This window comes from Nocardiopsis moroccensis (assembly GCF_055763695.1).
Genome location: NZ_CP199747.1, coordinates 5,043,419 through 5,064,727, shown reverse-complemented (window position 1 = coordinate 5,064,727; position 21,309 = coordinate 5,043,419). Strand labels below are relative to the sequence as shown.

The window sequence follows — 21,309 nt, the reverse complement described above, 5'->3', positions numbered from 1 at the left end:
CTACTTCTGTACCGGTTCGGGGTTCTGAGTGCTTACGCTCCGGTCAGCGGCATTCGGCTTCGACGACCGACAGGGGGAGCTGGGGCGCTTCGCCCCCTTCGGGGACGGCGCCCGCGTTGCGCGCGCGCAGCGTGAACGATTCCCCGACGTCGTGGATCTCGGTCAGCGCCCAGTACCGGCCGCTGTCGGGACGGGTGACGTCGAAGCCGCCGCGGGGGGAACCGCCGGTGGTCTCGCCGTCGAACACCTCGTAGTGGGTGGGCACCCCGTTCGCCCACAGCGGTTCGGGGCCGTTCTGCACGAGGATCTTGATCGTGCAGGTGGCGCCCGGGCGCCCGGGCCAGAACGTCCACTCCGCGGAGGTGTCACCGCCGCCGGGGTCGCCGCTCACGGCCATGACGTCGAAGCCGTCGTCACATCCGGAACCGGAGTAGCCCGCCGGTCCCGAGCGCCAGACGCCTCCACCGTGCACCTGGTACCGGGCCCCCTCCGCCTGGCAGCCGGGTCCGGCGACCGCACGGAAGGGTTCGGGCACGGGCGCGGGTTCCGGCTCCGGTGCAGGTTCCGGCTCGGGCTCCGGTGCGGACGCGGGTTCCGGTGCGGGCTCGGGTTCCGGTGCGGGCTCGGGCTCTGGCTCGGGACGGCTGTCGTCGTCCCCCTCGCGGCTGCTGCCGGCACCGGCGCTGAGCAGCCCCGCCTCCGCGACGTCACCGTCCGACCCGGTGTCCTGCCCGTCGGGAACTTCCCCGGCGGGGCCTTCCTCCCCGGCGCTGAGCGTCCCGGCCACCTCGCCGCCCCCGGGGTCCTTCTCGGAGTCCTCGCCCCCACCGGGCGCGGGATCCTCGGGATCCTCGGGATCCTCGGGATCCTCGGATTCCCCGGACCCGCTGGGTTCCTCGGGCTCCGCGGGCTGCTCGGAACCCCCGTCACGTTCGGCCAGCAGGTCCGCCAGCAGCGATCCCTCCTCGACGGGCACGCCCACGGGCTCGCTCCCGCCGCCGCTCCCGCCGTCCCCGGCCTCGCCCCGGTCGTCCTCTCCCTCGGAGGAGCCGGGGACGGGTACGCCCTCGGGGCCGCCGGACCGGGGTTCCACGGGCCGTTCGGGCAGGCCGCCGTTGCCCGGCCCCCCGGAGGACCCATCAGCGGCGGAACCGGGTGCGGAACCGGCCCCCGGGTCCGCCCCCGGGTCGGCTCCGGCATCCGCTCCGGGAACGCCCGGGCTCTCCGGCAGCACCTCGGGGACGTACCCCTGTACCCCCTCGGGGGCACCGCCCTGGTCCCCTCCAGGGGCTCCCTCCTGCGCTACTCCTCCCTGCGCTTCGGCGCCCGAGGCGGTGGCGGTCGCCCGGTCCGTGGAGCCACCCGAGGCGAGGTCGCCGTTGAGGAGCGCGGCGCCCTGGTGGTCCTCGGCCACGGACAGCCCGAACGGGGCCGCCACCAGCAGCAGACCGGCGATGGCCGCGACCGCGAGGACGGGGCGGCTCGGCCGGTAGCGCTCGCTGTCGGGGTTGTCGGCCCCGTCAACGGGGCGGGCGGCGCCGACGCCGCGCAGCGCCAGCGCGGAGAGCAGGGCCCGGCGTCCGCGATCGGTGCTCTCGGCCGTGGTACCGGCCGCGGCGGGGGTGGGGCCGGAGGAGGTGGGCGCGGGGGCGGACTGGGCCGGGCTCCGATCGGGCGGGGACCCGATGGCGTCCTTGGCCGCCGCCGAGGGGGCTTCCCCAGTCGAGCTGAGGACGGGCCCCGCACGGTCGGGACCGCGTGGTGTCTCGGTTCTGTCCGTCATTCTTCGTCTCGTCCTTTCGGGCACCGGATGTCTTCCGGTGGATCGGGGACCGGCCGCGGAGGGGCGGCACGGGCGGGGATGGTTCCGGGCGCCTATCCGGCGGGTGGGTTGAGGGCGCTGTCGAAGGCCGCCTGCAGGGGCGTGGTGCCCGTCGGCGGGTCGGTCGGGGCGGGCGGGGTGGTCGGGTCCGGCCGGGCCGGGGGCGCGAAGGCGGTGTCCAGGGCCGTGAAGTAGGCGTCCAGGGCCGCCCGGTGCGAGTTCAGCGCGGTGTGCAGGGCGTTTCGGCGTTCGACCAGGTCGCGTAGTGCTTCCACCGTTTCCACGGGTAGCCCTGCGGGGGTTCCCGCGCCCCGCTGGAGCGCGGTCAGCCCGTTCAGGGCGGCCCGGTGCTCCGCCTCGGTCCGGTCGGCCGGTCGGCCCCAACCGTGGTCGTCGTCCGTGGAGCCGAGGTAGTCGCGTACGGCCCGGAGCCCGTCGGAGGTCTCGGGCGCCCAGATCCGGGGGTCCGCGTCGGAGCCGAGGGACAGCAGGTCGGCGGCGGTGCGGGCGCTCGCCCGGGCTTCCTCCGACCGGTCCAGACCCGCTTCCCGGTCGACCGCCGCGCCGAGGGCCTTCTCGGTGGCGGCGGCCTCGGTCTGGCGCTGCGCCACGGTGTCCCACGAGGCGACGGAGTCGTCGTGCACCCCGGTGGCCACCGTCCGGAGCTGGTCGGGGCCGAGCCACACGTCGACGGTGGACTTGGCCCACTCCGCCCGCGGCGGCCCGCCCGACGCGGTGTCCTGGGCGATGAGCAGGGCGTCGACGGGGAAGCGCACCAGGTAGCCGCGCCCCTTGACGGGGGCGGCGGTGTCGGTGCGCATCGTGGAGGACGACTGCTTGCCGCCGCCCGCCGCGGTGCTGTTCGCTCCGGCGGTGGCCACGCCGCCGCCGACCAGGGCCCGGCTCTCGTTGAAGTCGGAGACGGGCTGTTGCACGGCCTTCATACCCGACAGGTCCAGCCCGGTGGTGAGCGCGGTCGATCCGGCGTGGGCGGTGGCGCGCTCGTCCCGGTGCAACTTCTGGGTGTCGTTGCCGGTCGCCAGTTCCTCGGTCGCCCCGATGACGGTGGCCCCGTCCGGGTCGACCTGGGTGAACAGCCGGGTCTCCAGGCCGGGGACGGCGAAGGGTCCCTGGGGGTCCCTGCCCACCAGGACGGCGCCGCGGCTCCCGGAGGCCGCGTCGAACAACCCGCGCAGCACCTGCTCGTCGACGGCGGCGCCGAGCATGTGCGCCCTGGACCCGGACCGCCCTTCACGCAGGTACTCGGCGGCGGCCCCGGGCGTGACCCGCTCGGTGCCCTCGGGCTGCCACCCCAGCGCCCGCGCCTGGGCGAGCAGTGCCGCGTCGGCGATGGGGCGCTGCCCCACACCCTCCACCGGAGGCAGGGCCGTCTCCCCCCGGCCGAGTCGGCCGCGCCAGTCGCGGGCGAAGACTTCGGGGTCGTCGGCGCCGGCCCGGGAGGGGGCGACCGGGGCGGAGGCCACGGGGGCCGAGGGGGGCGACGTGGGGCGGAAGGTCCCCGCCTGGAACACCTCCCTGCGGTTTCCCACGTCGACGGTGCCGGTGATGACCGGGCCGCGCGAACCGCCCCGCCAGTTGTCCACCGACAGGGTGAAGTCGACCCTCATCGGGGTGGTGGCGGTGACTCCGGGGGCCTTGACCGTCCGCGAGGTGTTCCGCGTGTCGGTGTCAGAGGTCAGTTCGGTACTGGTGGTCGCGGTTTCCCAGCCGGTGCCGACGGTGCCCGTGTTGGTGTAGTAGCGGTCGCCGGGGAAGGTAGGGGCGCCGCCGGGGCCGGTCCCGGTGGCCGGGACGGGGTTGAAGCCGCCGTCCGCGGTGGCGGTCACACCGTGCTTCTTCTGTCTTCCGCGGGACTCGTTGTGTTCGGTGGACTCCGAGACGGAGCGCTCCGAGGACAGTCCCGACTCGACCGGGCCGAAGGCGGGGTCGCCGTTGCGGCCCAGTTCCAGGCGCAGCCAGCCGCCGCTGCTGAGGCGCTGTTCGCCGAAGGCGTCCTCGCGCACGCGGACGGGCAGGACGAGTCCGCCGGTCTGCAGCCTACGGTTGGTCCCCCGGGTGTTGGTGGCCGACAGGGCCACCTGGATGTCGTGCTCGCTCTGCTCGGTCAGTTCGACCCCCCGGCCCCGCACCCGCTGGGCGATGCCCTCGACCGCCCCCGCGGTGTCGATGCCGTTGAGGGCGTATCCGGAGCTCTCGCGTCCGGGGACGAACCCGGTGCCGTCGGGGGCCGCGCGAGCGCGCGCCAGTGCGGCGTCGAGGCCGGAGGTACCCGGCAGGGCGGCGTTCTGGGCGAGGTCGAGGACGCGGTAACGCGCCTCGGTGGACCCGGGCTCACCGTGGCGGTCGGGTGCGGCGTCGTCCCGGTCGCCGTCGTCCCGGTTCCGGTCGCCGCCGGTGCCGCCGGTCGCGTCGGCGGGACCTGCAGGCTTCGGGGGTTCGGCGGTTTCGGTGGTGGAGCTGTAGGGCACCGAGACGAGGAGGTTCCAGCGGCTGCGGATCCTGGCCTGCACGGTGAACCGGTCGGCGGTCGTCACGTCCACGGTGCTGCCGGACAGGGAGACCTTGTCCTCCTCACCGAACGTGGTGGTGTCCCCCTCGGTCCGGGTCTGCTTCGAGGCGTAGGGAACCGCGCCCGCGCTGAAACGCAGGCGGTTGTTCCTGGTGTCGGCCGGGTTGGGGGTGCCCTGCCCCTTCACTCCGACCGCCGTGTTGTGCGATGAGCTCCTGCCGGCACCGGTGACCCTGTCGGATTCGGTCTTGTAGGTGAGGTCGACGCCGCTTTCGCGCAGTGCGCCGGAGGTGCGCATCGACGTGCGTTCGGCGTGGAGGGTGAGGGAGAGGTCGGCGCGCCTGCGCACGCCGTCCTCGAACTGCCCCTGGAGGGGGAGCCCGCCGTTGTGCACGTCCATGGTGTGTGCGGCGAGGGCCTTGGCCGAGCTGAGGACGCGCCAGTGGCCGATGACGGCCTCTCCCGAACGGGAGGCGGCGGTGAATCCGGGGGCGGAGCGGACGGCTTCCACCACGGTGTCCCAGAGGCTGCGGGCCTCGGTGTGCCTGGGCGCGTGCGGCAGCGCGTCGAGGTCGAGGTCCGCCCGGGGGCGCGGTGTTCCGGCGTGGTCCCCGGGATCGGGGGCCCCGGTGCGGTCCCCGGGCGTCCGAAGGCGCGCGTCACGCTCCAGCGCGAACCGGTGCTCCTCTCCGCGCCCGTGCGCGGCGGCGGCACCGGCGTGCGCCCGCCGCTCGTCGTCCAGCGCCTCCGTGAGCTCCCGCTCCCTCGCGGGGAGGTCACGCTCCGCGGCGACGGACTCGTCGTGGTCCTGACTCGCCTTGTCGGCGAGCCGCTCGGCCTCTCCGGCCCGGAGCCCGGAATCCGCGGCCCGCCGCCGTGCGGTGTCGGCCTCGGCACGGCGCTGGGAGGCCTTGCCCTCGCGCAGCCCGGCGTTCTCCTCGGCCCCGGTGGCCTTGTCGTCCTGTGTGTCGGCCTCATCGTTGCGACGGTCGGTGGCCTGCACGGCCTTTTCGGCCGCCGTGCGCAGCTTCTCGACCGCCGGCGGGGTCGTCGGCCGCGGCGGGGCGGCGGCCGTGCCGCCGTCGGAGGACGACTGCCGAGGGGGCGCGCGGAAGGCCGTCTCGGCGGCCCTCACCTCGCCGCCCGCGTCCCGCGCCGCGTCCTCCAGGGCCTCCCAGTTCTCGACCGCCGTGTCCCAGGCGCGGTCGGCCGCGCTCTGGTCGGGGTCATCGCCGAGGGCGTCCGCCCCCGTGTCGCTCGGCTGCGGCAGCGGCGCGGGGGCGGGGGTCCGTTCCCGCGACGGTTGCGCTGCTCCGCCGTCGTGGCGGTCGCGCGCCTCCTTCTCCGTGCGGAGCGCCTCGGCGTAGGCCCGCATCTTCTCGATCGCGTTCCTGCGGAGGACCGCCGCCTCCTGCTGGTCCCGTGCGGCTTCCAGACGGTGCCGGACCGCCTCCCGCCGGGCCTCACGGGCGACGTTCTCGGCCTCGGCGGCAGTACGCTCCTGCTCCTGGGCCGCCCGAGCGTCCCGCGCGGCCTCCTCGCGCGTGCTGCCGGCTTCGCGCTGAGCATCGGCCAGGCCGGCCTCCCGGCGCGGGAGCTCCTCGACGAGGCCGGCCAGGCGGTCCCGTTCGGCACGCAGCTCGTCCACTCTGCCACGGGCCCGCCGGGCCTGGTCCAGTGCCTGCCGGGCGTCCGTGCGGGCCCTGTCCGCCTCGGCGGCGCGGTCGGTCTCCGGGCCGAACGGGCCGAGCTCACCGGGGACGGGGGCCGTTCTGGGGCCCTCGACCAGGAGCCGGGGCCCCGCCGCGGTCGCACCGGCGCCCGTCGGGGTGACGTCGACGGGCGCGTTGCTCCCGATCGAGGCCTCCAGGTGGAGTGCGTAGGTCCACGCGTCCAGTTCGCCCTTGGCGCTGGAGGAGGATTCGACGCCGGACTTGCGGGTGCCGGACGCGGGGGTCGTCTTCTCCCGCTCGTAGGCGTATCCGGCACCGACCTCGACGATGCCGCGGGGCATGGCGGCGGCGGTCTCACCGGGACGGACCTGGAGCGCCGCCGAACCCTCCGCACCGTAGGCGGTGGTGTCCTGCCTGCCCGATCCCTGGGAGGTCGAGGCGTTGAGGCCGGAGCTCAGCGACCCGCCTCTCCGGGAGCCCGCGAAACGGGCGTCGTCGAGCCGACCGCTGAGCCGGACGGTGACGAAGTCGGCGCCGTCGCGGTCGTCGGTACGCACGGACGAGGCTCCGGGCAGCGCACCGACGACCGTGCGCAACCGTCCCGGGGCGGGCGTCAGGGCGTTGCGCAGCCCCCCGGCCCGCAGGACGATCCGGACGCCGTCGGTGATCAGGCTGTCGGCCTCGGCCGCCGCCCTGCCGACCTGCTCGTGGATCGCCAGCGTGTTGAGGGCGCGCAGGTCCGGTCCGCGCCACAGGCGCCCCCAGAACCCCCGGCGGTCTCCGCCGGGGCCGGCGGGGTCGTTCACCAGCTCGGGGTGGGCGGCGAAGACCGCTCGGTGGACGCGGTTCGCCACGGCGGTCAGGGGCGCCTCGCCGTTGGTGTCGCGCAGGCGTCCGTCGTTCCATTCGGCCCGCACCGGGACCGATTCACCCAGGTGCTCCACCCGGTCGGCGCGCAAGCCCGGGGTGGCGGGGGCGGCCGGACCGCCCCGGGGGGCGTGCCCCGCGCCGTCCCCGGCCAACGCCCGGGCGTCGGAGGTCGACACCTGGTCGAGGGTGGTCAGATCCAGCGTGCCCGCCCGCACCCTGGGCTGGTGCCGTACCGGACCGCCGTGGCGTCCGGCGCCGTGCGGGTCGGCGGCGGCGTCGTTGCCGGTGTTCCCGGCGTCGGGGGCCGCGTGCTGCTGTTCGGTGGTCGTGACGCGGTAGGTACGGGTCACCCGGTAGAAGGCGGAGTCGCCCTTGGTGCCCGGCCCGTGCACGCGCTCGCTCCCGTGTTCGGTGGTGCGCGTGTACTTCTGGGCTCCCTTGACGCCGCCGACCACCTCGGGGCCCACCCGCAGCAGGGAGGACGACCCCGCTCCGGGGATGATCGTGCCGAGGAAGCCGGCCCCCGCACGGATCTCCTGTTTGTTGGTGCGCCCCGCGTTGCTCTGGGCGTTGGTGGAGGACTTGTCGGTGTCGGAGAAGGAGGAGTCGGCCATCTCCGGGCCGATCCGCTCGTAGGCGACGGGGCCGCCGCTGAGTTCGGCGAACTGCCAGTCGCCGGAGTCGTCCCGGTAGGGGACGTGCAGCACCTCCCCGTGGTCCATCCGGCCCAGGGTCTCGCGCAGCGTCCGCATGTCGAGCGGGAAGTTCTCGGGCGGTCCGCCGTCGAGGACGCCCAGCGTGCGCGAGAAACGGGGCGCGCGGACCGGGGTGCCGTTACCGTCGCCGACGCGCGAGGCGGGATCGTCGGTGCGGAATTGCCGGGGAGCCTCGCGGGGGTCGGCGGTGCGCTGCCCGCCGCCGTCCACGGCACCGTCGCCGTCGCCGTCGCGCACGTGTCCGGGCAGGACCACGTCGAAGGCGTCGTCCAGCCTGTCGGTGAACCGTACCGGCTCCGTCGGCCGGGGCGGTCGCTCCCGTCCGTCCTGCCGCTCCGACCGGTCCCGGGTCTCGGGACGCGCGGGCGGGGGCTGCTGTCCGCTCGTCTCCTGCTGCTCGGTGCCCCCGTCGGGCGGGACCGACGGCGGGGCGACCTCCAGGGAGGCCGTCACGGTGAGGTCGGCCGTGAAGCGGGCCGGGTTCTCCCCGTCGACGTCGACCTTGCGCTTGTGGCGGCGTTCCGCGCTCGTCTGGTATTCGCTGCCGCGCTGGCGGACGGCGATCGACCCCTTCAGACGCGGGGAGATCAGCATGGTCTTTCCGGCGATACTGCCGATGACGGTCGCGGGAAGCACGGGGTTGACGCTCTTGCGTGACTGCTGGGCCCCGGCACCCACGGCCTTGGCCCGGGTCTCCACCGTGTGGGTGGCGCCGGTCCGCCGGTCGGGGGAGTCGGTGGTCTCGCGCCACGCCCGTTCGACGGTGAACCGCACCTGCCCGCGCACCGGCGGAGGGGTGCCGTCCCGCCCGGCGCGGTCACCGGTGGGGACCTCGCGGACGGGGACCCCGATCTCGTCGCCCGGGCGGGCGCGGCCGTCGGTGATGCGGTCGAGGGCCTCGCCGAGTGCCGTGCCGTCCGGTTCCACACCGTGCCGGGTGAGCTGGTCGCGCAGGCGTCGCCCCAACCCTCGGGCGTCAGTGCCGGAGTTCACGCGCAGGCCGGGGTACCCGCCCCCGTCCGCGTCGGTTCCGGCGTCGGCGAGTGCGTCGAGCATCCGCACCGTCTCCGCGTCGACCGGCCTCGCTGTCGGCGGCCGTTCCGGAGGAACGCCCGTGGCCTCGGTGCCCACCGGCCGGGGCGGCCCCTGCCGGGTGGGCTCGTTCTGAGTCGGCTGGTCGTTCTGGATCGGCTGGGGCCGATCCTGTTGCGACGGGGGCGTCTCCCGGCGAGGGGCACCCGAGGTTCCCTCACCCGTGCCGCCGGTGGTCCCGTCACCCCTGTTCCCGCTGGTCCGATTCCGGTTCTCCGACAGGTCCTGCATCGGATGGTCCTCGGTCCTGCTGCCGCCGCTGCCACCGCTCCCGTCCTTGGGCCGGAAGATGTCGGAGAGGGGGCCCGCGGCGCGGTGCTCCGCGCCGCCCTCGGTGGGCACCGGCGCGGGGCGGCCCGGCATCCGCGACAGCGGTGCCTCCATACCGGCCGTGCGCGCCCTGCCGAGGGCGCGTTCCAGGCGGCCGTCGGACGTCCACTCCGCGACCGTGCGGTCGAAGCGGTCCCGTAGCCGGGGCGGCAGGTCGGCACGGACCCGGTCCTCGTCGAGACCGCGCACACGGCTGTCGTAGGCGGCACCGAACAGGGAGACGGTGTCGGAGGGGTCCTGCCGCCCTTCGGGATCGAGCAGGGCGGCCAGGTCTCGGTGCACGGGGCCGGGAAGGTCGGCCAGCCGGGCGGGCGGATCGTAGCGGGAGGCCCCGTGTGCCTGCGATTCGATCTGCTCCAGGTAGCGGTTGAGGATCTCCGGAGGCCGGCCGTCGCGCCCGCCGGGCGCGTCCATGTAGCCGCCCACCTCGTGGACGGCGGTGGAGTCCGGTGAGCCGCGCAGCACGGCCTGAGGTCGGCCGGACTGCTCCTGCGAAGGGTCACGGTACTCGTCGTCGAGGCCGAGCCGGTGCAGGGTCTCGTGCAGCCAGACGTCGGCGCCGTCGTCGAGGCGCCAGTTGGCGGTATCGCTGCGCCCGGGCAGGTCCGAGTTGTCGCGGACCCAGGTGACGTCGGCGTGCGGGCGGTCGTCGGCACCGACCGGCTCCACCCGGACGTGGAGCTGGTCCCCGCTGTCGGGCAGCCGGTAGCGCTGGTTGAGGACGTCGTCCACCCGGTCGAGGAAGGCCCGCTGAGCGGTGTCGGCCTCCTCGGGGCGGACGTCGTCGCCGGGGTCGAAGTTGATCCTGACCGTCAGCTCGGTGACATGGGTCGGGCCCTCGGATCCGGGGTCCGGGAGGGGGACGCGGCGCACGTCGAAGCCGCGCTCGGCGACCGAGACGATCGGGCGGTCCCTGGTGGAACCGTCCAGGATCTCGACCCCGTCGGTATCGATGCCGGATCCGTCGCGGCTGGTGCCCACCCGCGCGGTCTCGGCGCCGTCACGGGCGTCCTGCCAGGCTTCGGGCGGGCGCAGCCCTTCGGCGGCGGGGGCCGGGGCGTCGGGCTCGGGGCGGGGCCGGACCGCCGGCGGTGTGTCGGTCCGGCTCGTGGGCGGGGCCTGTCGGCGTCCGTCCCCGGCGAACTCCTGGCCCTGCGCGGCGGGGTTCACCGGCGGGGGCGTGACGGCGGGCCCGGGGGCACCGTCCGCGTGCTGGGGCGGGTCCTGCGCACGGCTGGCCGCGGGGGCGGGTGCGTCGAGGTCGCCGTCGTCGCGCGGCAGGCCCTGCTGGTCGCCCTCGCCACGGGAGGGCCCACCGGAACCACTGCCCTCCCCGGCCTCTTCGCCGCCCCGGGGCCGAGCGTCTCCGCGACCCTCTCCAGCCGCTTCCCCGTCCGGGCGCGGCGGGTTCGCCGTGCCGCCGTCCGCTCCCTGTCCGTCCGGACCCGGAACCAGATTCTGCGCCGGACTCGGATTCGGCGCCGGAGCGGCCGGAGTCTGCCCGTCAGCGTCGGTACGGTCTTCCGTCACCCGGGTCGGGAAGTCCTCGTCGGAGGTGCGGTCCTGCCCGTCGGGCGACCGGTCCGGACCACCGCTGACCGGTGCGGCACCGGTGCTGTCCGAAGCACCTACCCCGCTCGCGCCGCCCCCGCCGTTCGTCTGAGCCGTTTCCTCCGGTACCCGCTGATCCGGGCGGTCGAAGACGGCGCCGTCCTGGTTCGGGACCTCCCCTGCCGGAGCGTTCTGGCCAGAGGCGTCCTGAACCGGAACGCCCTCAGCGGGAGCGTTTCCTACCGGCACCTCCTGGCCAAAGGCATCCCGGACCGGAACCTCCTCAACAGAAGCGTTTCCTACCGTTGCGTCATGTCCGGGAGCGTTCCGAGTCGGAACGTCCTGGTTCGGAACATCCCGTGAAGTCATGTTCGGGGTCGGCACGTCCTCGGCCGGAGTGTCAACGGCCTCGTCGGAGCCCCGCACGGGGGCACCCCCGGTCTCGGGAAGGCTGTCCGCACCGCGGTTCCCGGAGCTCGGCGCGGCGGGCCGGTAGGGACCGGTGTCGGTCGGGCCGTTCATGGCGGAGGACTCGGTGACGACCCGGTCGGGCGGTGGGGGAGCCGGAGCCCCCGGGGAAACGGCCGTCGTGTCGCCGTCCTGTGCGCCGTGTGTGCCGCCGCCCTGCTGATCCGGCGTGCCGTCCCCCTGCGGGCCACGGGTGCCGCCGTCCTCCTCCGAAGAGGGCCGGTCCGGGGAGGGCCGGTCAGAGCCCGGCCCCGTCCCCGGCGCTCCGCTGATCCGGTCCGGAGAGTCGTCACCGGTACCGCGGTCGCCGTCCTCAGGGTGTGGACCCATCGGCGGATCGGGCAGTTCGGGTACCCCGTCGGGCAGACCGGCTCCCTTGAGCTGGTCGATGAGCATCAGGCCGCCCTGGGTGAGGCTCTGCTGGACCGCCCCGGAGACGAACCCCGAGACCCCGGACAGCCACGTGATGGAGAAGGTCTTCTCGTCGCTGAAAAGCAGGTTGAAGAAACCTTCGCCGAGTATCCCCTGAGCCGCGTTGGCGATGCCCTGGCCCCCGAGCTGCGCCAGGAAGTTCTTCCAGTGCGAACCCACGGCGGAGAGCCCGTCGCGGACCCCGCCGGGCACACCCGTGGTCAGGAAATCGCGCATTTTCGGGTCGAGGCCGCGACCGTACTTCGACACCACGTCACCCAGGGCGTCGTCGAGGCCGCCCCGCCCCCAGTGGCGGGCGAACACGTCGGCGTAACGCTCACCGAAATCGCGCGCCTGGTCCCGTCCCATGGCTCCGCCCAGGGAGTCGGCGAACCGGTCCCCCATGTCGGTACGGAAGCGCTCCCCGTCGACCGGGCGGGACCACCCGGGCCGGTCGTCCATCCCGTACGGGCGCAGCAGCTCGTCACCGTTGCGGCCCATCACCGAGCCGATCCCCTCGGGCAACCCGCCGCCCGTCCCCGGGCCGTTGCCCGGGGGGAAGCGGTCGTCGAGCTGGTGGGCGATGGCCGATCCTGTGTTGTTGCCGAGCAGTCGGTTGAACTGGTCCGAAAGCGCGTTGCCGCCGAAAGCCGCGGCGGTGCCGAACAGGCCGTCCAGCATGGCGCCCTTGGCGGCGTCCTCCGTGAGCTTGGTGTCCCACTCGTCGCGGACGCCGTTGTCGATCTGGATCCGCTGGATCAGCGCGTCCAGTGTGAGCGCGAAGAACTGGCTGATCATCATCTGCTGGAGCAGCTCCGAGATCAGCCGGAACATGACCCGCCCGACGACGGTGCGGGCGATCGCCTGGAAGATCGGGATCTTGGCCAGGGAGGCGCCGAACGTGAACGGCGCCATGGCGATCGCCCAAGCGATCTCCGCGGCCAGCTGCACGAGCTGGCCGATGATCATCCACTTGGCGTACTGCACCTGCGTGCCCGCGTTGTGGACGTACTCCTGGAGCCCCCGGGCCACCGCCGTGCCCTCACCGAGGTAGTTGCGCTCCCCTGCCGTGAACTGGTCCACCGACTCGTCGAAGAAGTCCGCCGCAGTGGCGTCGAAGTTCTCCCGAACCTTGTTCTTGATCCGGATGACGAGCTGGGGGAGCTCGACCTGCAACCGGTCAGCCGTGGTCCCGTAGACCTGGGCGAGCTGCCACAGCCGTGTCTCGTCGGCGGTGGGCCACTCCGACCCGGTCAGGACCATGAACAGGTTCCGCAGTTCGGGGGGCAGTTCCATTCCCATGGGGGTCAGTGCTTCCCGGCGCCGGGGGCGCCGCCCTGGAATCCGCCGAGGCGCGTTGCCTCGTCGATGCCGTACTGCTCGGAGCGGGCGAACTGCTTGGCGCTGTCGACCGTGCCCTCGGCGGTCTTCTCGAACGCGGTGCCCAGCGCCTGCAGGAAGACGTCGAACCGCTCGCGGGCCGGGAGATACTCCTTCTCGAACGACTTGGCCACGGCGTCACCGTCGCCCCAGCACTGGCCCAGGGCGTCGGCCGAGTCGGTGAACCACCGGTGGATGGCGCGCACCTCCGCGGCGAGTTCGTTGATCTCGGCGCCGTCCCTGGCGACTGACTCCGGGTCGACGGAAAGGCGGTCGGCCATGGTCCCTCCTGCCTCGTTACGTGTCTTCGTGTCCGTGCGGTGGCCGCGGTGCGGGGCGGCGATCGTCGCCCGGCACCGCGGCGGTCCGTCACGCGGGCGGGTTGACCTTCCCCAGGCCCAGCTCCTCCAGCAGGGCCGAGGGGTCGCCGGCCACCGCCTGCTCCCGCGCCGCGGAGTCCCCCGGCACCAGTCCCCGCATGGCCTCGGAGACCTGCCGGGCCACGTCGCGCCGTGCCCGTTCGATCACCTCGGTGACGGCCGAGGCGAGTTCGGCGGGCGCCATCGACCGGTACTTGTCGGTGTGGAACTTCAGCTCAGCGATCTCGCCTCTGGCGTTCACCGTCGCGCTGACCATCCGGTCCTTGGACACCGCTTCGGCGGTAACCGACTCCAGGTTTGCGCTTGCCTCCGCCAGGCCCTGCTGTGTCCGACGAAGCTGTTCGAGGGACCTCTCCATCTGCCCTTGCAGGGACATGTCCACCGCTGCTCACTCCCTTGTCCTGTCTTGTTCCCGGCCGCCCCAGCGAGGCGGGTCCGCCCCGTGCGGAAGTGCCCCACACCCGTTCGTCCTCCGCGAGCCACGTGGTGCGGCTGCGCTCCTGCGATCCGGCTCCACCACCGCCCGCGCCGCCCGCGCCGCCCGGCGGCATCATCGGCATGCCGGGCGTGCCCGGAGTTCCGGGTGTTCCAGGGGTGCCGACGGCTCCTGACTGGAGAGAGCCGTCAGTTCCCCCTCCCGCGCCGAAGGCGCCCAGCGGGCTGGTTCCACCCGGCCCGGCACCCCTGCCACCTCCGGATCCTTCGGTGCTCCCGCCAACGGAGCCCGAGTCCGGCCGGGCGGTGATCTCGCTGCCTCCGGGGAAGCCGGAACCGGCCCCTCCCGAGCTGTCGGGGGAGCCGAGCCCGGAGGGTGGTGTCAGCACGGGACCGTCACGGCCGATCGGGGTGCGGTCGCCGCTGCCGCCCGCCCCGGAACCCGGAGCCGACGAGTCCACCTCGTCCGGGGCCCCGAGGTCACTGGAGCCACCGGGCGCAGGCAGATCAGCACCCCCGAGACCACCCGAACCACCAAGAACCGGATCCTCCGAACCCCCCGGAAGACCCACACCCCCCGGACCCCCAAGGCCACTGGAGCCACCAGGCACAGGCAGACCCACACCGCCCGAACCCTCAAAACCACCCGACCCGCCAACAACCGGGTCATCCGAAGTCCCCTGAAGATTCACACCCCCCGGACCCTCAAGACCACCGGACTCACCAGGCACAGGCAGACCCACACCGCCCGAACCACCATCACCGAGACCACCAGAACCACCCGAAGACGAAAGGCCCAGATCACCGGGACCACCCGACCCACCGAGAACCGGATCATCCGAAGCTCCTGGAAGATCCACACCCCCCGAATCCCCGAGACCGCCCGCACCACCAGGCACAGGCAGATCAGCACCCCCGAGACCACCCGACCCACCAACAACCGGAGACTCCGAACCCCCCGGAAGATCCACACCCCCCGAATCCCCGAGACCGCCCGCACCACCAGGCACAGGCAGATCAGCACCCCCGAGACCACCCGACCCACCAACAACCGGAGACTCCGAACCCCCCGGAAGATCCACACCCCCCGAATCCCCGAGACCGCCCGCACCACCAGGCACAGGCAGATCAGCACCCCCGAGACCACCCGAACCACCAACAACCGGATCCTCCGAACCCCCCGGAAGACCCACACCCCCCGGACCCCCAAGGCCACCCGCACCACCAGGCACAGGCAGACCCACACCGCCCGAACCACCATCACCGAGACCACCAGAACCACCCGAAGACGAAAGGCCCAGATCACCGGGGTCACCCGTCCCGGTGGGCACACGGCTCGGCGGCGGAACCAGTGCGCTCCTGTCGTCGTCCGGGGAGGACTCGAATTCTCCCGTGCCGGGCGGGACTCCCCCGATGGACGAAGGCAGACCGCCGCTACCACCGTCGGCTCGGGAACCGTCCGGGAGCAGGGTGCCGTCCGGAAGCGGACCCCCCTGGTCCCGCCGCCCGGAGTTGCCCGCGCCGCCTCCGGAACCACCGAGGCCCATACCGCCCATGCCCGGGGCTATGGGAGGCGGGACGAAACCTCCCGGCCCGCCGCCGTCCGACGAGGAGGAGAGGTCACTGCCGTCGCCGAAGCCGTCAGGCGAGCCGCCCGCGCCGAGCGAACCGGATCCGTCGAGGTTCTGTGAGCCCGGAGGACCCTCCAGGTCCAGCGATCCCGGAGAGCCCGGTGAGCCGTTGAGATCGCCAGAACCTCCGGGAACGGGTTGTCCCCCGGAGTCCTCCGGAAGCGGCCCCCCGCTTCCCTCGGGACCCTGGTTGTTCAGGTAGTCGTCAACGATGTCCTCGACGCTGCGGCCATCACCACCAGTACCGCCACCAGTGCCGTCCCCGACACCGCTGCCGCTGCCCCCGTTGAGGTAGTCGTCAACGATGTCCTCGACGCTGCGGCCGTCACCGCCACCACCATCGCCGCCACCGTTCAGGTAGTCGTCAACGATGTCCTCCACAGTGCGGCCGTCACCGCCACCGGTGCCATCGCCGCCGCCATCACCGTCACCACCCCCGTTGAGGTAGTCGTCAACGATGTCCTCGATGCTCCGACCATCACCACCATCAGTGCCATCACCGCCACCGCCGTTCAAGTAATCGTCAACGATGTCCTCGATGCTCCGACCGTCACCACCATCAGTGCCATCACCACCGATGCCGGAGGGCGGCTCGCTGGAGGTCGGGACGGGCGTGAAGGGCAGAATCGCCGAGGAGGCGTTGTTGTAGGACGTGGCGACGTCGGAGATACCACCGGTCACGGCCTTGCGCAGCGTGTCCAGGCTCTCCCACCAGCGCTCCTTGACCTCCGTCTCGAAGGTCTCCCAGGTGGCCTGTTCGTCGGTCCGCATGCCGCGGATCTTGATGATGCCGCCCTCGTAGGTGACCTGCTGTCGCTGCTCCTCCCACCAGGTGCGGATCAGGCGGCGCGGGGAGTGCTCGGGGCTGCCGACCCATTCGTTGTAGGCGCTGATCACCGACTGGATGTAGGTGGGGTTGGCGGCCCTGCGCGCCGAGTTCACCGCGTCGACCGCCGGGTCGACGAAGTTGGCGATGTTCTTGAATTCGAGGGCCACGGTCCTCATGTACTGGCCCAGGGCCTCGGCCCCCGCGCCCTCGAACTTCTCGTTGCCCGGCTTGATCTCCTCGTACAGCGCCCACAGGTCGTCGTAGCGGGCGTTGGCGAAGTCGCGGAAATCGCCGAGGTCGGTCTCGATCCGGCTGAGAACACCACTGTTGAAGGTGTCACTGCCTCGTGAGGGGTCGGAGGCGGCGTTGAGAATCGTGGGCATCCGGTCGATGAAACGCCCCCATACGGTGTCCCCGCGCTCCTTGACGGCGTCGTTGACGTGGATGCCCGAGTAGACCGCGAACCCCCACTCGTAGCCGCCGAGCAGTTCGGCGTCGGAGGAGCGGTCGGAGAAACCAAACCACTCGTCGGCGTCCTTGGGGTCGCTGACGTTCCAGAAGTAGTTGGAGAACCAGTTGGTGTCCCGCACCGCCTGGGCGGTGCCCATCGGGGGGACCGAGCCCTCTTCGTCCGCGTCGGCGAAGACGTTGACGGCGTGGGCGACCTCCTCGCTCTCGGCAGCGCCCCCGTCGGCGGGGGCGTCGGGGTCGGTCCCCTCGCTCTCGGGGAGATCCTCGTCAGCCATGGAAGTTCCTCAGGGGGCGGGATGGGCGGTCAGCGCAGAGCCGGCGGGAAGGAGCCGCCGCCGGCCGGGTCGGCTCAGGGCGACTCGGAGGTCTCCTCGGTGGGGTCACCGAGTCCGTTGGATCCGCCGGAACTCAAGGGGGCACCGCCGGACACGATCTGGTTGACGCGGGCTGCGTCCAGTTCGGCGTCGGACTCCAGCTCGTCGAAGTGGATCGCGCTGTCACGGATGCCGACGGACATCCCGACCAGGCGTTCCTCCAGGTCGGTGATCATGGTGGTGAACTGTGTGAGCACGGTCGCGACCTCCTTGGAGACCTCGCCGGCGGCAGACATGAGACTGCTGTTGCCGAAGGGCACGTTGACACCGGAGGCGGTCCCGTCCCCTTCGTAGTGCTGTGACGCGCGGGTCTTCATCGCCGACACCTTCTCGCGCAGCGGCTCGACCTCGCCCGTGCGCAGGGTGCGGAGGTAGTCCAGAGTGACCTTGGTCCTGTCCTCTGACACGTGTTGTCCTCTCCTGTGCTGTCCTGCAACTCGTCAGACCGCGGCGCGGCGTTCCCGGTGGCCGCGGCGCGGGTTTGTCGGAGCCGCGCCGCGGCCGTCGGGGGAAGGTCAGCGCCGGGCCTGCCAGTTGCCGGCTTCCTGGAGGTCGCCACGGCGGTAGCGGTCGGTGATGTCGCCCAGGGAGACCTGTGCGTGGCCCAGCAGCGCGCGCATGTCCGCCACGTTGCGGCGCCAGGCGGCGAGCCGCTCGTCGTACTGCTCGGAGGCCTCACCGATCCAGTCGGCCTTGACCACCCGGACCTTGGCGTCCAGTTCGTCGATCGCCGCCGCGATCACATCGGTCTGCTTGCGCAGGTCCAGGCCCGCGTCGTCGGCCCCGCTGTAGGTGATCTCGAATCCGTCGATACTCATGGCGCCGGTTCCTCTCGGTGATGCGCCTCCGGTCCCGGAGGCGGTCGGGTCGGATCAGGTCGGATCAGCGGGCGGCGACGTCGCCCTGGTTCGGGTTGAGCTGGGTGATCCAGTTCGCGGACAGCATGTTCTCGTCTTCCATCTGGTGGAAGTTGCGCTCGGTTCCGCCGAGGATGCCGATCATGTCGTTCATGTCGTTGGTGATCAGACGCAGCTCCTCGAGCCACTTGACCAGGGCGGTGTCGTACTGGGTGGCGGCGCCGCCCCGCCAGTTGCCGCCGAGCAGGTCCCGCACGGCGTCGACCGTGGTGTAGACGCCATTGCACGTGGTGTGGGCTGTCTCCATGGCCTCGCGACCGGTCCGCATGGCCTGGTCGGTACTGCGCATCATCGACACGGGAGTCTCCTGTTCTGTTGCGCGTCACTGGGAAAGGCACCGGGGTTCTCCCGGTTCCGCGAGCGCGCCGAGGGGTTCCGCGGCGGCCTGCGGGGTCAGGTCGGGTCCGGTGGGCAGCAGGTCCAGCAGGGCGGTGGTGGCGGTGGCCGCCCCGCCGGGCGCGTAGCCGAGCCGCTCGGCGGCCCCGGCATCGGGCAGCGGGTACTTGGCTCCGGTGTCGGTGACCAGGAAGTAGGCACCGCGGAGCGCGGTTCCGCCCGCCGGGGACGCCCTGACCAGACCGCCCTCGCCGACCGGGATGTCGATGAGGTCGGGGGCGGTGCAGGCGGCCGTGCTGCCGGCGGGAGGGCGTGCGGCACGGCCGCCGATCTCGGCGGGGGCGGTGAGCGAGAGCGTCGGCGTTCCCTCCCCCCGGTGGACGGTGCACAGCGCCGCACCCTGCGGGTCGGTCAGGGGAGGCGGTGTGGCGGGCAGTCCGCCGGTGACCGGCTCCTCATCCGACAGGTGCGCGCGCACCTGGGAGGCGGCGAGTTCGACCGGTACGGCCTCGTCGCCCCCGTAGGCGTCCTCCGCGGTGAGCGGATGCCCCAGCAGCAGCCGGGCGCGGGTGGTGTCGGTGGGGGTGAGGCCGCCCCGGGTGAGCACGTAGAACTGCGCGGGGCTGCCTTCGGCGGCCGGGACAGTGAAGACCTGGCCCACCCGGGTGTCCGCGCCGTCGATGCGCGGCCCGGCCCCACCGCGTCCGTCGATGTCGGGCGAGGCGAGCTCGGGGCCGGCCGGCAGTCCGTCCAGCAGGGCGGCCGAGACGGGGTGGGGGGCCGTGGTGCCGTATCCCAGGGACTCCAGGGCGCCGTGCTCCTCGTCGACGGCCAGGCGGCTGCCGTTCCACAGCAGGTGGCTCCCCCCGTCGGGGCCGCGGACCAGGACGGCGCCGTCCTCCCCGACCGGGGTTCCCGTGGGCGACCGGCCCAGGGCGAGTGAGGTCAGGGTCTCGGCTCCCTCCCCGGCGTCGACGGTGGTGGCGCACACCTGCCAGGCGAGGGGGTCCTCCGCGTCGGTGGCGGGCAAACCGTCGGGAGCCCCGGCTATGCCCAACGGGGCCCCTACCGGGGTGCCCTCGAGCGAGTCGGCGGCGACCTGGACCGGTTCCCCCGCCTCCGCCAGCAGCAGGGCCGAGGCCTGGTTGGCCACCGGCCAGAGGACACCGTCGGAGAAGACGTACCGGCCGGCGCCACCCTTGACGGCGACGACCGTCCCCTCGTTGCGCCAGGTGGTGGCTCCGCCGGGGAAGATCAGGCCGAAGACGAGGAATCCGACGCACAGCAGTGCCGCGAGGACGAGTCCGATGAAGGAGCCGTTGCGGGTGCGCCGCAGGGGCGCCTCGGCGGCGTCGGGGTCGGCGGCGGACACGGCCGTGGAAAGCCTGCGCACCATGAACGAGTGCGCCTGAACCTGGTCGCGACGGGTCTGCATCAGCTCGCCCGCCTTCCGGTGCGCCTCATCCGCCGATCCCCCTCAGCAGAGCCAGCAGCCCGAGGTTCGCGGGGACCAGGCACACCAGGACGATCGCGGCGAGGCTCTGGACCAGTTCCCCGGCCCGCCCCCAGTGCGGGACGGGACGGGTGCCCGGCACGGACCAGGCCGCCAGGAGCAGCACGAGCGCCGCGACCAGGAGCAGGCCGAACAGGACCATGCGGGTCGTGTCGCCGCCGAGGAGCCCGCCCCCCACCGCCAGGGCCACCGGCCCGTAGACGCCGGGCCCCAGCAGGAAAACCCGGTGCCGGACACCGCTGAGCCCGCGCGCCTGGAGCAGCAGGACCACCGATACGCACACGCCGGCCGAGGAGGACGGCCAGCCGGGGTAGGCGGCCAGAACGGTCAGCGCGACCGCGCACACCGCTCCGGCCACGGCCAGCAGGGCAGCGAGGTGGTGGTCCGCGCGGAGGGTGCGCGTGCGCACCTCGCGGGCCGCGTGAGGGTCGATGTACTCGCCGAGTTGGGCGGCTCCGGCCGGCAGCGGGGGCAAGCGCATCCCCGCCATCCGGAAGGCCAGGGCTGGGGCGGGGGAACAGAGCAGCAGCGCCAGGGCGGCGGCCGCGGCGGCCACGCCCTGCGGCGGGGCGTTGTCCCAGAACATGAGCAGGGCGCCCGCCGCGGCGGTGAACAGGGCCGTGCCGATGACGGCCGCGAAGAAGGGCAGGCAGGCCGCCACCGCAGCGATCGCCAGGACCGCCGCGCCGGTCGCGGTCGAGGCGGCGGAGAGCATCCGTGCCCCGGTGAGGGCGGTGCCGGGGTCGCCGTCCGGCAGTGTGGCTCCCGCGAACGCCATGAACAGCACGGCGGCACCGCCGGTGACGGCGCCGGCGACGGGGGCGTCGAAGGCGCGGGCGGCGGCACCCGCGGTGAGCAGGAGGAGCAGGCCCGTCGCGGCGGCGGTGGCACCGGCCGTCCAGACGGTCCCGAGCATCGTCAGCAGGCCCAGGGCACCGGCGAAGCCCACCGCCGCGGTAGCGGTCAGCGCACGCCGGGAGACGGCCGGGCCCCACGCGTCGGAGCGGTCGGCCAGTGAGTCGGCCACCCCGTCGACGAGGTCGTCGAAGTGGATCTCCGGCATCTGGTTGGAGCGCTCCCGCAGGTGGAGAGTCTCGCCGTCGGTCAGACCGAGCGTCTCGACCGTCTCGCCCTCGTCCAGCGGCGGTGAGCCCAGCCGTTGGAGCACCCATCCGCCGTGCTCGATCCCGCTTTCGTCCAGGTCCTCGTTCTCGTTCTCGGCGTAGAGCACGAACGTGGGCAGCAACTCGGCCAGCGGCAGGTCGCACGGGACCGCGATCTCGAAGACGGCGTTGGGCGCGCGCACGACCAGGCGGCACAGATCGGCGGTGACGGCGTCCGGCATCGGCCCTCCTCACTGGACGACGGTGGCTGGGTCGGAATGCGGGGGGTGTGATAAAGACACCCCCGGAAGGGACGAGGTCAGGGTCCGCCATTCCTTGCCAGAACGCCCGGAGGCGGGACGGCGCACCCGATCGCGAAATGCTGGGCTAGAGTAGCATCACTTCCGAAATGTCAGTCATGACGTTTTGGAAAACTCCGGCCCGGGGTTACCGGTGCTCATTTGAGCGCGCCGCGGC

Annotated in this window: 10 protein-coding genes; all 10 read right to left on the bottom strand. The window is 73.2% G+C overall.

All coding sequences use genetic code 11. From position 1 onward, the window contains the following. Positions 1-43: 43 nt before the first annotated feature. Positions 44-1,783, bottom strand: a complete 1,740-nt coding sequence (locus tag ACUKCB_RS22375) for a DNA polymerase III subunit gamma/tau domain-containing protein (protein ID WP_473037561.1) — start codon at positions 1,781-1,783, stop codon at positions 44-46. A gap of 92 nt (positions 1,784-1,875) precedes the next feature. Then, complete coding sequence (locus tag ACUKCB_RS22370) at positions 1,876-12,759, bottom strand: WXG100-like domain-containing protein (RefSeq protein ID WP_473037560.1); 10,884 nt, start codon at positions 12,757-12,759, stop codon at positions 1,876-1,878. Between the two features lie 11 nt (positions 12,760-12,770). Further along, complete coding sequence (locus ACUKCB_RS22365; protein ID WP_473037559.1) at positions 12,771-13,124, bottom strand: WXG100 family type VII secretion target; 354 nt, start codon at positions 13,122-13,124, stop codon at positions 12,771-12,773. Positions 13,125-13,212: 88 nt separating this feature from the next. After that, the gene (locus tag ACUKCB_RS22360; protein WP_473041103.1) at positions 13,213-13,518 is read right to left on the bottom strand and encodes a YbaB/EbfC family nucleoid-associated protein; all 306 of its coding nucleotides are present in this window, start codon (positions 13,516-13,518) and stop codon (positions 13,213-13,215) included. Then, a complete protein-coding gene (locus ACUKCB_RS22355; protein ID WP_473037557.1) occupies positions 13,439-16,864 on the bottom strand; it encodes a hypothetical protein in 3,426 nt (1,141 codons plus the stop codon). Before ACUKCB_RS22355 ends, ACUKCB_RS22360 begins: the two co-directional genes overlap by 80 nt. A gap of 74 nt (positions 16,865-16,938) precedes the next feature. Continuing rightward, positions 16,939-17,370, bottom strand: a complete 432-nt coding sequence (locus ACUKCB_RS22350; protein WP_473037556.1) for a hypothetical protein — start codon at positions 17,368-17,370, stop codon at positions 16,939-16,941. A 108-nt stretch (positions 17,371-17,478) separates the two neighbouring features. Then, positions 17,479-17,781 (bottom strand): WXG100 family type VII secretion target, encoded by a 303-nt coding sequence (locus ACUKCB_RS22345; protein WP_191267833.1) that lies wholly within the window; start codon positions 17,779-17,781, stop codon positions 17,479-17,481. 64 nt (positions 17,782-17,845) lie between these two features. Next, positions 17,846-18,178 carry a WXG100 family type VII secretion target gene (locus ACUKCB_RS22340; RefSeq protein ID WP_191267834.1) on the bottom strand — a complete coding sequence of 111 codons (333 nt, stop codon included), beginning with the start codon at positions 18,176-18,178 and terminating at the stop codon, positions 17,846-17,848. 24 nt (positions 18,179-18,202) lie between these two features. Further along, a complete protein-coding gene (gene eccB, locus ACUKCB_RS22335; RefSeq protein WP_473037554.1) occupies positions 18,203-19,651 on the bottom strand; it encodes a type VII secretion protein EccB in 1,449 nt (482 codons plus the stop codon). 25 nt (positions 19,652-19,676) lie between these two features. Further along, a complete protein-coding gene (gene eccD, locus ACUKCB_RS22330) occupies positions 19,677-21,074 on the bottom strand; it encodes a type VII secretion integral membrane protein EccD (protein ID WP_473037553.1) in 1,398 nt (465 codons plus the stop codon). Positions 21,075-21,309 lie beyond the last annotated feature (235 nt).

Excerpts from the sequence above, each read along its gene's own strand:
- ACUKCB_RS22375 (WP_473037561.1), bottom strand. The coding sequence starts at position 1,783 with ATGACGGACAGAACCGAGACACCACGCGGTCCCGACCGTGCGGGGCCC.
- ACUKCB_RS22370 (WP_473037560.1), bottom strand. The coding sequence starts at position 12,759 with ATGGAACTGCCCCCCGAACTGCGGAACCTGTTCATGGTCCTGACCGGG.
- ACUKCB_RS22365 (WP_473037559.1), bottom strand. The coding sequence starts at position 13,124 with ATGGCCGACCGCCTTTCCGTCGACCCGGAGTCAGTCGCCAGGGACGGC.
- ACUKCB_RS22355 (WP_473037557.1), bottom strand. The coding sequence starts at position 16,864 with ATGGCTGACGAGGATCTCCCCGAGAGCGAGGGGACCGACCCCGACGCC.
- ACUKCB_RS22345 (WP_191267833.1), bottom strand. The coding sequence starts at position 17,781 with ATGAGTATCGACGGATTCGAGATCACCTACAGCGGGGCCGACGACGCG.
- eccB (WP_473037554.1), bottom strand. The coding sequence starts at position 19,651 with ATGCAGACCCGTCGCGACCAGGTTCAGGCGCACTCGTTCATGGTGCGC.
- eccD (WP_473037553.1), bottom strand. The coding sequence starts at position 21,074 with ATGCCGGACGCCGTCACCGCCGATCTGTGCCGCCTGGTCGTGCGCGCG.